The following is a 14,489-nucleotide window of genomic DNA, read 5'->3' on the forward strand; positions in this document are numbered from 1 at the left end:
GTCCGCTCGGCGGTAGAGTATCCCGTTTTCGCCCGTGGGCCGCGAACGGGCCGGCCCGGCGTCGGTCGCGGCCGAACGCCCGGCCTTAAGGTTTCCCGCATTGCGCCACCCGCATTCGTGCCGTCGCCCCCGACCTGTCGGGTCGGGGGTGTCGGGCCGCACAATTTAATGAGTCAGCTTACAACGATCAGGAGGGGCCATGTCCTCACGCAGAGAACTCGCTAACGCCATCCGCGCGCTCAGCATGGATGCGGTCCAGAAGGCCAATTCCGGCCACCCCGGCGCACCCATGGGCATGGCGGACATCGCCGAGGTCCTGTGGAACGATTTTATGAAGCACAACCCGGGCAACCCGCACTGGGCTGACCGCGACCGCTTCGTGCTCTCCAACGGGCACGGCTCCATGCTGATTTACTCGCTGCTGCACCTGACCGGTTACGGGCTCGGCATCGAGGACCTGAAACAGTTCCGCCAACTGCACTCCAAGACCCCTGGTCATCCGGAATACGGCTATGCCCCCGGCGTGGAGACCACCACCGGTCCCCTGGGTCAAGGCGTCACCAATGCGGTGGGAATGGCCCTGGCCGAGAAGATCCTGGCCGCCCAGTTCAACAAGCCGGGACATGCGATCGTCGATCACCACACCTACTGTTTCCTGGGTGACGGCTGTCTGATGGAAGGCATCTCGCATGAGGCGTGTTCGCTGGCCGGCGCTTTGGGGCTCGGCAAGCTGATCGCGGTTTATGACGACAACAACATCTCCATCGACGGTGAGGTGCGCGGCCACGGCAACACCCCCGCCTGGTTCCTGGATAACACCCCCAAGCGCTTCGAGGCGTACGGCTGGCATGTCATCCCCAAGGTGGACGGGCATGACGCCGAAGCCGTGAAGGCGGCCATCGAAGAGGCCCGGGCGGTCGAGGATCGGCCCTCGCTCATCTGCTGCCAGACCATCATCGGCTTCGGTTCGCCCAACAAGCAGGGCAAGGAAGAATGCCACGGCGCGGCCTTGGGTGACGCTGAGGTCGCGTTGACCCGCGAGGCCTTGGGGTGGCCCTATGCGCCTTTTGAAATCCCGGCCGACATCTATGCCGGCTGGTCCGCCAAGGAGAGCGGCGCCAAGGCCGAAGCGGAGTGGAACACGCGTTTCGATGCCTATGCCGCCGCCCACCCGGCGGAGGCTGCCGCGTTCAAGCGCCGCATGGCCGGTGAGCTGCCCGCCGACTGGAGTGAGCAGGCCAACGCCTTTATCGCCGCCGTGGTCGAGAAGGCCGAGACCATCGCCTCACGCAAAGCCTCGCAAAACGCCCTGAACGGCTTCGGCCCGCTGCTGCCCGAGTTTCTGGGCGGTTCGGCCGACCTGGCCGGCTCCAACCTGACCCTGTGGAAGGGCTGCAAAGGCGTGGGCAAGGCCGATGCCTCGGGTAACTATGTCTATTACGGCGTGCGCGAGTTCGGCATGTCGGCCATCATGAACGGCCTGGTGCTGCACGGCGGTTTCATCCCCTACGGCGCCACCTTCCTGATGTTCTCCGAGTACGCCCGCAATGCGCTGCGCATGGCGGCCCTGATGAAGATTCCGACGATCTTCGTCTATACCCACGACTCCATTGGTCTGGGCGAAGACGGCCCCACCCATCAGCCGGTGGAGCAGATCCCGACGTTGCGCATGATCCCCAACATGAGCGTCTGGCGCCCCTGCGATGCGGTGGAGTCCGCGGTTTCCTGGAAGCTTGCCATCGAGCGGCGCAGCGGGCCGTCCTGCCTGATTTTCTCGCGCCAGAATCTGGCCCACATGGCGCGGACCCCGGCCCAGGTGGCCGATATCGCCCGCGGCGGTTATGTGCTGCGCGATTGCGCCGGCACCCCGGACGCCATCCTGATCGCCACCGGCTCCGAGGTGGAGTTGGCGGTCAAGGCGGCCGACGCCATGACCGACAAGAAGGTGCGGGTCGTCTCCATGCCCAGCACCAACGTCTTCGACGCCCAGGACGCCGCCTACAAGGAGTCCGTGCTGCCCAAGGCCGTGACCGCGCGGGTGGCCGTGGAGGCCGCGGTGACCGACGGCTGGTGGAAATATGTCGGCACCAACGGCGCCGTGGTCGGTATCGACCGCTTCGGCGAGTCCGCGCCGGCCGGTGCGCTGTTCAAGGAATTTGGTTTCACCGTAGACAATGTGGTTGCCACGGTCCGGCGCGTCCTCTAACCTCACCCCCTTTGCGGCCGGGCACTAAAGCCGCATACCTGGGGCTTATAGCCGTCGGACGTGATAACCGGACGTAGGGGCGGGTTTCAAACCCGCCCCTACACCAAGGGTCTGTCAGGATTTCAGGTACGAAAGCTATAGCCGCACGATTGACTCAGCCCCGTCCGTCGGCGGGGCACGATTTTTACCACTCCACAGGAGAGACTGCATGACAATCAAAGTTGGTATCAACGGCTTCGGCCGTATTGGGCGGATGGTTTTCCGCGCCATTTCCAAGGATTTCCCCGGCATCGAGGTCGTCGGCATCAACGACCTGCTGGACCCCGAGTACCTGGCCTACATGCTCAAGTACGATTCGGTCCACGGTAACTTCCCCGGCGACATCTCGGTCGATGGCCATACCATGATCGTCAACGGCAAGTCCATCCGCCTGACCGCGGAAAAAGACCCGGCCAACCTGAAGTGGAACGAGATCGGTGCGGACCTCGTCATCGAGTCCACCGGCTTCTTCCTCACCGAAGAAAGCTGCCAGAAGCACCTCGCCGCCGGTGCCAAGAAGGTGGTGCAGTCCGCCCCCTCCAAGGACAGCACCCCGATGTTCGTCTACGGCGTCAACCACAAGACCTATGCCGGCCAGGCCATCATCTCCGGCGCGTCCTGCACCACCAACTGCCTGGCCCCCGTCGCCAAGGTCCTGCATGACAACTGGGGGATCAAGCGCGGGCTGATGACCACGGTTCACGCCGCCACCGCCACCCAGAAGACCGTCGATGGCCCATCCTCCAAGGACTGGCGCGGCGGCCGCGGCATCCTGGAGAACATCATCCCGTCCTCCACCGGTGCGGCCAAGGCCGTCGGTGTGGTGCTGCCTGAACTCAACGGCAAGCTGACCGGCATGGCGCTGCGCGTCCCGACCTCCGACGTTTCGGTGGTCGACCTCACCGTCGAGCTGAACAAGGGCGCCTCCTACCAGGAAATCTGTGCCGCCATGAAGGCCGCCTCCGAGTCCGGCGATCTCAAGGGCGTGCTCGGCTACACCGAGGAAAAGGTGGTCTCCACCGATTTCCGCGGCTGCGGCACCCCCTCGATCTTCGACGTCGGCGCCGGCATCGCGCTGGACCCCACCTTCGTCAAGGTCGTCTCCTGGTATGACAACGAGTATGGCTACACCTGCAACATGCTGCGCCTGGTCGAGCACATCGCGTAGGGTGGGTTAGGCGCGCCGGAACAAGGTTTGGGATCTGCTCCGAGTTCCGCGCGCGCCGTAACCCACCATCGGCACGGACGTCCCGGCACTGATCGCGGAGCGCTTCGCGCGCCCCGCGGCCAGTCCGCAGAGTCCTCCGGAAAGCCCCGCGGCTTTCCAGATGGCTCGATTCACCACCAGATAAAGAGGGTTGCCCCATGTCCTTCATCAAGCTCACCGACCTGGACCTCGCCGGCAAGCGGGTGTTGATCCGCTCCGACCTGAACGTCCCGGTCAAGAACGGCAAGGTCACCTCGGATGCCCGGATCACCGCCTCCCTGCCCACCTTCGAGCACTGCATCAAGGCCGGTGCCAAGGTCATGGTGATGTCCCATCTGGGCCGGCCGGAGGAGGGCGTTTTCTCCGAGGCGGATTCGCTCAAGCCCGTGGCCGATGACCTGTCGGTGAAGCTCGGCAAGCCGGTGCGCCTGATCCGTGACTATTTCGAGCACACGCCGGAGGTCGCGAACGGCGAACTGGTGATGCTGGACAACGTCCGCTTCAACAAGGGCGAGGGCAAGGACAACGAGGAGCTGGCCAAGAAATACGCTGCCCTGTGCGATGTCTTCGTCATGGACGCCTTCGGCACCGCCCACCGCGCCCAGGCGTCCACCCACGGGGTCGGGAAGTTTGCGCCGACCGCCTGCGCCGGCTTGCTGCTCGCCGAGGAATTGGATGCACTGAAGAAGGCATTGGCCAGTCCGGCGCGCCCCATGGTCGCCATCGTCGGCGGCTCCAAGGTCTCCACCAAGCTCACGGTGCTCGAAGCCCTGTCGGAGAAGGTCGACCAACTCGTGGTCGGCGGCGGCATCGCCAACACCTTCCTGGCGGCGACCGGGCACAACATCGGCCATTCGCTGTGCGAGCATGACCTGATCCCCACGGCCAAGGCCCTGATCGAAAAGATGACGGCGCGTGGCGCCACCATCCCGATCGCGGTCGACGTGGTAACCGGCAAGAACTTCGCCGAGACCGAGCCGGCCGTCACCAAGGACGCCAACGCCGTGGTCGACGACGACATGATCTTCGATATCGGCCCCAAGTCCGCCCAGCAGTTGGCCGATATCATCGCCAAGGCCGGAACCATCGTGTGGAACGGCCCCGTCGGCGTTTTCGAGTTCGACCAGTTCGGCGGCGGCACCAAGACCGTTGCCATGGCCATCGCCAATGCCGCGGGCTTCAGCCTGGCGGGCGGCGGCGATACCATCGCGGCCATCCAGAAATACGATATCTACGACAAGGTGTCCTACATCTCCACCGCGGGCGGCGCCTTCCTGGAGTACCTGGAGGGTAAGACGCTGCCGGCGGTGGCGATGCTCGAAGCGCGGGCCAAGGGCTGAGCGCGCCGCGCCGGGGGCACGATCATGCGCATACCCAGACGTACCAAGATCGTCGCGACCCTGGGGCCGGCTACCGACCCGCCGGCCATGATGGACGCGATGATCGCCGCTGGTGTCGATGTGGTGCGGCTCAATTGCTCCCACGACACCCATGAGCGTCACCGCGAACGGGTGGCCCTGGTGCGTGAGCGGGCCGCGGCGGCCGGCCAGGAAATCTCCATTCTGCTCGATCTGCAAGGACCGAAAATCCGTATCGGCCGCTTCAAAGACGGGCCGATCGACCTGGCGCTGGGCGACGCCTTCGCCATCGATACCGCCTGTCCGCTCACCGAGGGCGACCGCACCCGGGTCGGCACCACTTATACGACCCTGGCGGATGACGTCTACCCGGACGATACGCTGTTGCTGGACGATGGGGCGATCGAACTCTGGGTCGAGTCGGTGAGCAGCGGACGCATCGACTGCAAGGTCGTGGCGGGCGGCAAGCTCTCCAACAACAAGGGCATCAACAAGAAGGGCGGCGGTCTCTCCGCCCCCGCACTGACCGACAAGGACGAGGCCGACATCCGCCTGGCCGCCGAACTGGGCGCGGACTACCTGGCGGTCTCGTTCGTGCGCAACGCCGCGGATGTGCAACTCGCGCGCGAACTGTTCCAGGCGGCCGGCGGCCGCGGCGGCATCGTCGCCAAGATCGAGCGGGCGGAGTCGCTCAACGCGGTGGACGAGATCATCCAGGCGGCGGATGTCATCATGGTCGCCCGCGGCGACCTGGGCGTGGAGATCGGCGATGCCAAGCTGCCGGCGGTGCAAAAGCATCTGATCAGCCGCGCCCGCTCGCTCAACACCGTGGTGATCACCGCCACCCAGATGATGCAGTCCATGATCGACAACCCCATCCCGACGCGGGCCGAGGTGTTCGATGTGGCGAACGCGGTGCTGGACGGCACCGACGCGGTGATGCTCTCGGCCGAGTCGTCCATCGGCAAGGATCCGGCCAAGGTGGTGGAAGCGCTCGACCGCATCTGCAGCGAGGCCGAGCGGCACGTCACCCGCTCCGGGCATCGCATCGACACGGTGTTCGGCCGGGTCGACGAGGCGATCGCCATGGCCACCATGTACACGGCCAATCATCTGGGGGTCAAGGCGATTGCGGCCTTGACCGAGACCGGTTCCACTGTGAAATGGATGTCCCGTATCAGCTCCGGCATCCCCATCCTGGCGATGGCCCGCAATGCCGAGACCCGCCGCAAGGTGCGAATCTTCCGCGGTGTCTATCCGGTCAGTTTCGAGCTGGCGAGCAAGGATGTGAACGAACTCAACATGGAGGTCGTCGAGGAGCTGCTGCGGCGCGGAACCGTGCGCAATGGCGACCTGGTCATCATCACCAAGGGTGACCGTTCCGGTGTCGGAGGCCAGACCAATATCATGAAGATCATGCGGGTCGGCGAGCACAAAACATTGGTGCGGGACTAGCCGCACCCGCTCGACCTGAATCAACCCCTAACCCACCTTTCCACCAAGAACGAGGAGAACCACCATGGCTTTGATCACAATGCGTCAACTGCTGGACCATGCCGCCGAGCATGGCTACGGCGTCCCGGCGTTCAACGTCAACAACCTGGAACAGATGCGCGCGATCATGGAGGCCGCCGCCGAGACCAACTCCCCGGTCATCGTCCAGGCCTCCGCCGGGGCACGTAAGTATGCCGGTGCGCCCTTCCTGCGCCACCTGATCCTCTCCGCCATCGAGGAATGGCCGGACATTCCGGTGTGCATGCACCAGGATCACGGCACCTCCATGCCCATCTGCCAGCGTTCCATCCAGCTCGGCTTCTCCTCCGTCATGATGGACGGCTCGCTCGGCGAGGACGGCAAGACGCCGACCTCCTACGAGTACAACGTCGACATCACCAAGGCCGTGGTCGCCATCTCCCATGCCTGCGGCGTCTCGGTCGAAGGTGAACTGGGCTGCCTGGGCTCGCTCGAGACCGGCCAGGCCGGTGAAGAGGACGGCGTCGGCGCCGAGGGCACGCTGGACCACAGCCAGTTACTCACCGACCCCGAAGAGGCCGCTGACTTCGTTGCCAAGACCAAGGTCGATGCCCTGGCTATCGCCATCGGCACCTCGCATGGCGCTTACAAGTTCACCCGGCCGCCCACCGGCGACATCCTGGCGATCGAGCGCATCAAGGAGATCAACGCCCGCATCCCCAACACCCATCTGGTGATGCACGGCTCCTCGTCGGTGCCCCAGGAATGGCTGGCGATCATCAACAAGTTCGGAGGTGACATGGGTGAGACCTACGGCGTGCCCGTCTCCGAAATCGTCGAGGGCATCAAGCACGGCGTGCGCAAGGTCAACATCGACACCGATCTGCGCATGTCCTCCACCGGCGCCATCCGCCAGTTCTTTGCGGAACACCCGAAGGAATTCGATCCCCGCAAGTTCCTCGCGGTCGCCACCAAGGCGATGAAGGGCATCTGCAAGGACCGCTACGAAGCCTTTGGTACGGCCGGCAACGCCGGCAAGATCAAGGTACTCTCCATGGATGCCATGACCACTCGCTACGCCAAGGGCGAGCTTGATCCCCAGATCAAGTAGGCTTTTTTGGCTAGCGCCAAAAAAAATGAAGGGCGCCTCAGGGCGCCCTTTTTTGTTTGGCCTGATTCACTGAGTGAGCCAATGACTGTCTCGACCTATGACCGAGATTTCCATGCCTGGTCGCAGGAGCCGGCGGACTTGTTGCGCGCTCAGCGCTTTGCCGAGATCGATTTGGATCATCTGATCGAGGATCTCGATGCCATGGGCGCGCGCGAGCGTCGGGAATTGATCAGTCGACTGAAGGTGCTGCTGGCGCAGTTGCTCAAATGGCAATTTCAACCGCAGATGCGGAGTCGAAGTTGGGAAGCGACGATCAAGGAGCAGCGCCTGTCGCTCCAAGACCTGGTGGATGAAAATCCCGGCTTCGAGGCGCTGCTGGAGCAGCAGGCGATCCCGAAGGCGTACCGCCTGGCCCGTCTGTTTGCGGTCAAGGAGACCAATCTTGAAGAGAGCACCTTTCCGCGGGATTGCCCCTATGCTTTGACGGAGACCCGCGACCCGGATTATTACCCCCAATGATCATCAAGGATGACCTATGCGCAATGGCCGACTGAGTTCTGCCCCGCATCGCCGTCGTCAGGAAGAATCTGTCACTGTATCTTGTTGGCCGCACGGCGGTATCAGCGTCCCGGCCAGTGGCCGGGCGTCACGCACTGGAGGCCGAGGCTTTAGCCGGTGGCGCACTGACCCCGACGGGATGGCCCAGTCGAACCGCATCGGGCTGAAGAAGAACACCCCCAACCGGAGGCCGAGGCTTTAGCCGGTGGCCCCATTCAAGGCAAGCACCGCCCTTCGGGCACCCACCGGCTAAAGCCTCGGCCTCCGGTTCTGCACCACAACCGGAGGCCGAGGCTGTAGCCGGTGGGGACCGACCAAGGCCCAGCATCTCGATCGTCGTTCCGGCCGCAGCGATCCCCCGGATTTATCCACAGATGACACAGATGTTCACAGATGAAGAATCTGTGTTCATCTGTGACATCTGTGGATGTAATTCCCGCCCTAGGGCCACAACGAAGCTGGCCGGTGCGACCACGCAGCTCTGCGCCGTCAGGGTGACCGTCACCAGCGGTCAGATAGCGTTTCGTAAAGGGGTTAGAATAACGAGCAGGTTGCTCACCGAGACTCCACCATGAGCCAGTACAACATCGCCGAAGCCCAGACCCAACTTTCCGAATTGACCCGCCGCGCCTTGGCCGGGGAAGAGATCGTTATCGCGCGCGACAGCGTTCCCTTGGTCCGGCTTGTGCCGGTTCAGCCACCCAAGCGACCCAGGCAGCCCGGTTCAGGTAAAGGGCAATTGCTCTGGATGGCGCCGGATTTCGATGCCACCCCCAAAGAATTTGAGGATTACACCTGATGCGGCTCTTGCTTGACACCCACAGCCTCCTCTGGTGGGTGGACGATGATCCGCAACTCTCCCCGGAGGCCCGGCGCCAGATTGGCGACGAACAGAGCGAATGCTACGTCAGCTTGATTTCTGCCTGGGAGATGTCGATCAAGGCTGCCACCGGTAAGCTCAAGCTCGCCGTGTCCGTTGCGCGTTATTTTCATGAGAATCTCACGCCCAATGACTTTAAGCTCCTACCGATCGCGCTGGACCATGTGACCCGGGTGGAGACCTTACCTTTTCACCATCGCGACCCCTTTGATCACTTGTTGATTGCGCAGGCGTGGCAGGAGGGGCTGACCTTGGTGTCCGCCGATCGCATCTTTGATGCGTATGAGGTCACGCGTGTCTGGTGAACGATGTTGGTAACGAGAATGCGTGATGGCCGATAAATACCAGGATTACAGCAAGGACGAACTGATCCGGCTGCTGCGCGAGCGCGATCGGCGCCCGCGCTTCGGGTTGGTGTGGGAGCGCGACCTGATCGACCATGACCGCTCGGTGAACGGTGATTTCGTAGCCCTCGATCTGGTGCCCGAGTTGTCGCATGGGGCAGCCCCGTTTGGCAATCTCATCATTGAGGGGGACAACTTCGATGCCTTGCGCAGCCTGCGTATGACCCATGCCGGGCGAGTCAAATGCATCTATATCGATCCGCCCTATAACACCGGCAATCGCGACTTCATCTACAACGACCGTTTCATTGATCGGGAGGACAGTTTCCGGCACAGCAAGTGGCTGGAGTTCATGTATCGGCGGTTGGACCTGGCGCGGGAGTTGTTGGCCGAGGATGGGGTGATCTTTGTCTCCATCGATGACAATGAGGCTTTTCACCTCGGGATGCTGATGGATCAGGTGTTTGGCGAGAAAAATCGGGTGGCGATTTGCATTTGGCAGAAGGCGTATTCTCCGAAGAACAGTGCCATGCATTTTTCTGATGATCATGAGTACCTGCTGATTTATGCGCTCAATGGCGAGCGATGGCGTCCCAATCCAATGCCACGGACCGCGGCGCAAGACAAAATGTACAAGAACGCGGACAATGATCCGCGCGGATTCTGGAAATCATCTGATCTTTCAGCACGCAATCCTTATAGCCTTGGCACCTACCCGATAACCTGCCCTTCCGGGCGCGTTATTTTGGGGCCGCCATCGGGTAATTACTGGCGTGTTTCCGAGAAAAAATTCAAGGAACTGGATGCCGATAATCGTATTTGGTGGGGCAGGGACGGAAACAACGTCCCGGCGATCAAGCGGTTCCTTTCCGAAGTCAAGCAGGGTGTGGTTCCGCAAACACTATGGAAATATGAAGAAGTTGGTCATACGCAGGATGCGAAGAAGGAACTGCTGGACGTCCTTCAGTTCGACGATTCGGCATCGGTATTTTCAACGCCCAAGCCGCTGCGCCTGCTTGATCGGATCCTGCGTATCGCCACCAACCCCGGTGACCTCGTGCTCGACTTCTTTGCCGGCTCCGGAACCACCGCTCAGGCGCTGTTGAAGCTCAATGCGGAAGACGGCGGCGACCGTCGTTTTATCCTGGTCTCCAATACCGAGGCGACCGCGGATGAACCCGGCAAGAATCTGTGTCGCGATGTTTGCGCCGAGCGGGTGCGCCGGGTCATGGCCGGGTATTCCAACCGCAAGGCCGAACTGGTGCCAGGTTTCGGCGGTGACTTTGCCTACCTGCGCACCCGCCGTATTCCAGCCGAGACGGTCTTTCGCGCCATCCAGCATGAACAGGTATGGATCGCACTCCAGTTGATCCACGGTGACACCCTGACACCACTGGATCCGACGGCCGACATCCAGGTGCTTGCCACCAAACCGGCTAAAGTCATCTACCTGCCCCAGGTCAGCGACGCGGCCGTCACCGCGGTTGAGGCCGCGCTGATGGGTGCCGCGCAGGTGGTGGTCTACTCCTGGCAGGCCCCGCTGCTCGCCCAACGCATCCACGATTCCCGCGCCAGTTTCGAGCCGATTCCGGAGTCTCTGGTCAGCCGCTTCGGCACGGGGGGGCGCGCGATGACTCGCATCGCGCCCAAGCGCTACCAGCACGATGCCGTCGACCAAGCGCTGGAGATTTTCCGCTATGCGGAAGGGCAGATCCGCCGGGCGCCGGACGCGCAGGACCGACGTATCGCCAGCGCGTATAACGGCTGCGTCCTGCTGGAGGCGCCGACCGGCTCGGGCAAGACGCTGATGGCGGGGATGATTGCGGAAGCGCTCAGCCAACCGGGGCGGGAGGACAACCCCCGCATGGTCTGGTTTTGGTTCACCCCTTTCAAGGGCTTGGTGGATCAGGCGCGCGGCGCCCTGAAAAAGGACTTTCCCGGACTGCGGGTGCGCGACCTGCAGATCGACCGCACCACCCGCAACGCCCGGAGCGGGGACTGCTTCGTCACCACCTGGGCGGCGGTGGCGGCCAACAACCAGGAGACACGGCGGGTGCGCAAGAGCAGCGATGCCAACGCCGCGCTGGATGACTTTATTGCGGAGTTGCGCCAGGACGGGTTCCGCATCGGGGCCGTGGTGGACGAGGCGCACCATACGTTTTTCAAGGCAACCAGTGAGGCGGTGCGGTTCTATCGCGAGGTTCTGGCGCCTGAGTTCACGCTGATGGTGACCGCGACCCCGAATGATCGGGATATCGAACGCTTCAAGCAGGCCGGCGGCATCGTCGAGGTCCACCGCAACGCGGTGAGCCGTCAGTCCGCCGTGGATGCGGGCCTGATCAAGGAGGGGGTGCAGTCGGTCGCCTTTCTGGCCGGATCAGAGCAACAGACGCTGGTGAATTTTGCCGAGAACGCGCTGGGCGCGGCTTGGGCAACGCATCAGGAGATCGCGCGCGGTCTGCGCGTGGCGGGCATCGACTTGGTGCCGCTGATGCTGGTGCAGGTGGGCAATAGCGATCAGGCGGTGGCGGAGGCCAAGTCACTATTGATGGGGTTGGGGGTGGCGGAGGCTGGTATCGCGTCCTATACCGCCAAGGAGCCGACCAATGACCTGCTGGCCGTCGCCCTGGACGAACAGTTTGAGGTCTTGATCTTCAAGGTCGCGGTCGCCCTGGGTTTCGACGCGCCGCGCGCCTTTGTGTTGGCCGCCCTGCGCGGAGCCAAGGATACGGACTTCGGGATACAGGTGGTGGGCCGCATCCTGCGGGTCCATCGGCTCCTGCAACCGGGGACCCTGGACGGCACGCTGCCGACCGGTCTGCGCCGCGGCTATTGCTTCTTGGCGGACGCGGACAACCAAGCTGGCCTGACGAGCGCCGGTGAGCGAATCAATGCCATTCGCGACGAACTGGCCAAGATTTGCCCCTCGACCATCGTGGTCCAAGTGGGAGGGGAGACCCAGGTTCAGGCCGCGGTGAATGGTCAAGCCAGTCTGTTCCGGGTCGAACGCAATCCTCCGGATTCGGCCGCAGACCCTGACCCTGCCGGGGAGACCGCGCCGATGGTAGTCGGGACGGGCCTACCGGTCGGTTTCGGCTATTCCCTGCCGGGGATGGACGATTTGTTCGACGGGACTGGGGCTAGCCTTCCAAATGAGCGTTCGATCAAGCACCCTCCGCGCCTGGGTCAGCCGATGGCTGCGCCGGCCGGAGCGCCGCTACACCCCTTGCGGGCGGACGCGCAAGCGGTTCTGAATACCGAGCGGATGCCGATCTCCACCAGCCAGCTACTCGCCTGTATCGCCGCCCGCATCGGCTTCGACGATACCGTGATCAACGCTGGTCTGCGGGTCAGCGTGACCCTGACCCGCAAGACGATCGGCGTGTTCGACGGCTCCGAGGAATTGGCAGAGGCGCCGGCGCGGCTGGAGGCCAAGGCGCTGGCCGCACGCGCGCAGTCTGAGTTGTTACATTTCGGGTGCCTGCACCCGGCGCACCTTTTTGAGGCCCTGCTCGGGCGGCTGCGGACCGAGTTCAGACATCGCGGCCTGCCCGATGACGAGAGGACGCTGGAGCGGGCGCTCAACCTGCTCATGGCGACCCAGCCGGCCCTCTTGCGACGGGCCGAGCGGGAGTGTGCCGGCAGCTTCAAGGAGGTGGTTGATGCCGGGCGCTGGCCCGCGGCCATACCGGCGGTGACTGAGCGTTCCCGATTGAACGTCTACGGGGTCATGCCGGATGGCCTGAATGCTCCGGAACTGGCCTTTGCCGCCCTGCTGGATGCCGACTTGTCCGGGATCGTTGAATACTGGTACCGTAACGAACCGCACAAGCCCTGGTCGGTCGCCGTGGTGCGTCCCACCGGTTACCAGTTCTTTCCGGACTTCATCGTCAAGGTCAAGGGGCGCATCCGCGGCGGCGGTTTCGTGCTGGTGGAGACCAAGGGCGACTATCTTCTGAATAGCGCAGATACCATCGAGAAGGTCAATGCGGAGCACAAGTTCTATGGCCCCGCGTTATTCCTCAAGCAGGACGCCCAGGGCCGATTCATGACCGTTCGCTACATCGAAAAGACGAACCGCTGCGAAGAGGATCAGGTGTTTCGGTTGGAGAATTTGGCCGGGTATTGAAATGCTGAGGACGGCGGCCTCGATCAAGATTCCGGCCACTTGGGCGCGCCGGGTGCGTAGTCAGGCCATCCTGGCCTGACACCGTCAGGGCTGGAAGCCCTGAGTACGCACGCCGCTGGCCGCGATTACGAACAAGGCCGGGACGGCCGCTGAAGAGGCGCGCAGACCGCTGCGTTCTTCGTAGGTGCTTTACTTTCCTCTGGCTTCGACCCCATTATCCTGCGATGGACACGCCCACCCACCGTAAACATCTGCTGCTCAGCGCCCAATCGAAGGGTCGTTTTGCGGGCCTGCGCTCCGTTGCCGTGCCCCCTCGACAGCAGGCTGAAGAGGCGTTGCTGCAAGGCCATGAGGTGGTTTTCGACTTCGCCGGTCTGGCGGTGACCCAGTCCTTTGTTGATGAGTTGATCGGCGCACTGATCCTGCGTCATGGTCCCGATATTCTTGACCGCATCGTCTTCAAGAACTGCTCGGACGACACGCGTGCCATTATCGAGTTCGTCGCGGCCGATCGCTGCGATCAGTGTTCGAGCGCCCGGCCTCACTGACGGCTATACCTCTTGCGGGCGGGCCTTGGTCATCGTTCCGGCCACTGGAGGTCGAGGCTTTAGCCCGAAGTTCCATCGAGAACCATTCTCATCTTGACCTTAAGTCTCTGATCTCTTAGAGCGTTGATCATTGGGGTCCGCTATCTTGACCATAAATGTACCCATGTAAATATCTCTTAGACACTTGTAAATCTGCGTATATGTTTTATGCTTGTATGCATGTACATTGACATCGTGCCGAACCGCAACTCCCCCCCGGCGATCTTGCTGCGCGAGTCGGTGCGCGAGGGCAAGCGGGTCATCAAGCGCACCCTGGCGAACCTCTCATCGCTGACCCTCGCGCAAGCGCAAGCCATTCGGGCCGTCCTCAAAGGCCAGCCACTCGCTGCAGTCGATGAGGTATTCGAGATCATTCGCTCGCGCGCCCATGGGGCGGTCCAAGCGATNGACGTGGCCATGGGGCGATTGCGCATCAGTGCCTTGTTGGGACGCGAGGCGTGTCGGGAGCGCGACCTGGTCTTGGCGATGATCGCCGCCCGGGTCCTTGATCCACAGAGTAAGCTAGCCACCACGCGGACGTGGGACCACAGCACGCTGGGGGAGCTGTACGGGGTCAGTGATGCCGATGAAGACGCG

General features: G+C 63.0%; 10 protein-coding genes. All 10 read left to right on the top strand.

Annotation, left to right across the window (positions count from 1 at the left end; all coding sequences use genetic code 11):
• Positions 1-199: 199 nt before the first annotated feature.
• The 10 genes from tkt to A39O_RS0121240 all read left to right on the top strand — a co-directional run bounded on the left by tkt (position 200) and on the right by A39O_RS0121240 (position 13,853).
• A complete protein-coding gene (tkt, locus tag A39O_RS0121190; protein ID WP_026199606.1) occupies positions 200-2,206 on the top strand; it encodes a transketolase in 2,007 nt (668 codons plus the stop codon).
• Between the two features lie 208 nt (positions 2,207-2,414).
• Positions 2,415-3,413: a type I glyceraldehyde-3-phosphate dehydrogenase gene (gap, locus tag A39O_RS0121195; protein ID WP_020506676.1), complete on the top strand. Its 999-nt coding sequence runs from the start codon at positions 2,415-2,417 to the stop codon at positions 3,411-3,413.
• A 197-nt stretch (positions 3,414-3,610) separates the two neighbouring features.
• On the top strand, positions 3,611-4,792 hold the full coding sequence (locus A39O_RS0121200; protein ID WP_020506677.1) for a phosphoglycerate kinase: 1,182 nt from the start codon (positions 3,611-3,613) through the stop codon (positions 4,790-4,792).
• A 30-nt stretch (positions 4,793-4,822) separates the two neighbouring features.
• The gene (gene pyk / locus A39O_RS0121205; RefSeq protein WP_026199607.1) at positions 4,823-6,265 is read left to right on the top strand and encodes a pyruvate kinase; all 1,443 of its coding nucleotides are present in this window, start codon (positions 4,823-4,825) and stop codon (positions 6,263-6,265) included.
• Positions 6,266-6,329: 64 nt separating this feature from the next.
• Positions 6,330-7,394 carry a class II fructose-bisphosphate aldolase gene (gene fba, locus A39O_RS0121210; protein ID WP_026199608.1) on the top strand — a complete coding sequence of 355 codons (1,065 nt, stop codon included), beginning with the start codon at positions 6,330-6,332 and terminating at the stop codon, positions 7,392-7,394.
• Positions 7,395-7,475: 81 nt separating this feature from the next.
• On the top strand, positions 7,476-7,913 hold the full coding sequence (locus A39O_RS0121215; RefSeq protein ID WP_020506680.1) for a DUF29 domain-containing protein: 438 nt from the start codon (positions 7,476-7,478) through the stop codon (positions 7,911-7,913).
• A gap of 610 nt (positions 7,914-8,523) precedes the next feature.
• Positions 8,524-8,751, top strand: a complete 228-nt coding sequence (locus tag A39O_RS0121220) for a type II toxin-antitoxin system Phd/YefM family antitoxin (RefSeq protein WP_020506681.1) — start codon at positions 8,524-8,526, stop codon at positions 8,749-8,751.
• On the top strand, positions 8,751-9,137 hold the full coding sequence (locus A39O_RS0121225; protein ID WP_020506682.1) for a type II toxin-antitoxin system VapC family toxin: 387 nt from the start codon (positions 8,751-8,753) through the stop codon (positions 9,135-9,137). The genes A39O_RS0121220 and A39O_RS0121225 overlap by 1 nt, the downstream gene beginning before the upstream one ends.
• A gap of 25 nt (positions 9,138-9,162) precedes the next feature.
• Complete coding sequence (locus tag A39O_RS42825) at positions 9,163-13,305, top strand: DNA methyltransferase (protein ID WP_020506683.1); 4,143 nt, start codon at positions 9,163-9,165, stop codon at positions 13,303-13,305.
• A 224-nt stretch (positions 13,306-13,529) separates the two neighbouring features.
• Positions 13,530-13,853: an STAS-like domain-containing protein gene (locus A39O_RS0121240; RefSeq protein ID WP_020506684.1), complete on the top strand. Its 324-nt coding sequence runs from the start codon at positions 13,530-13,532 to the stop codon at positions 13,851-13,853.
• Positions 13,854-14,489 lie beyond the last annotated feature (636 nt).

This window comes from Lamprocystis purpurea DSM 4197 (assembly GCF_000379525.1).
Lineage (GTDB): Bacteria > Pseudomonadota > Gammaproteobacteria > Chromatiales > Chromatiaceae > Thiodictyon > Thiodictyon purpureum.

Bases quoted from the DNA above. Each gene is read 5' to 3' on its own strand.
- tkt (WP_026199606.1), top strand. From the start codon at position 200: ATGTCCTCACGCAGAGAACTCGCTAACGCCATCCGCGCGCTCAGCATG.
- gap (WP_020506676.1), top strand. From the start codon at position 2,415: ATGACAATCAAAGTTGGTATCAACGGCTTCGGCCGTATTGGGCGGATG.
- A39O_RS0121200 (WP_020506677.1), top strand. From the start codon at position 3,611: ATGTCCTTCATCAAGCTCACCGACCTGGACCTCGCCGGCAAGCGGGTG.
- fba (WP_026199608.1), top strand. From the start codon at position 6,330: ATGGCTTTGATCACAATGCGTCAACTGCTGGACCATGCCGCCGAGCAT.
- A39O_RS0121215 (WP_020506680.1), top strand. From the start codon at position 7,476: ATGACTGTCTCGACCTATGACCGAGATTTCCATGCCTGGTCGCAGGAG.
- A39O_RS0121220 (WP_020506681.1), top strand. From the start codon at position 8,524: ATGAGCCAGTACAACATCGCCGAAGCCCAGACCCAACTTTCCGAATTG.
- A39O_RS0121225 (WP_020506682.1), top strand. From the start codon at position 8,751: ATGCGGCTCTTGCTTGACACCCACAGCCTCCTCTGGTGGGTGGACGAT.
- A39O_RS42825 (WP_020506683.1), top strand. From the start codon at position 9,163: ATGGCCGATAAATACCAGGATTACAGCAAGGACGAACTGATCCGGCTG.
- A39O_RS0121240 (WP_020506684.1), top strand. From the start codon at position 13,530: ATGGACACGCCCACCCACCGTAAACATCTGCTGCTCAGCGCCCAATCG.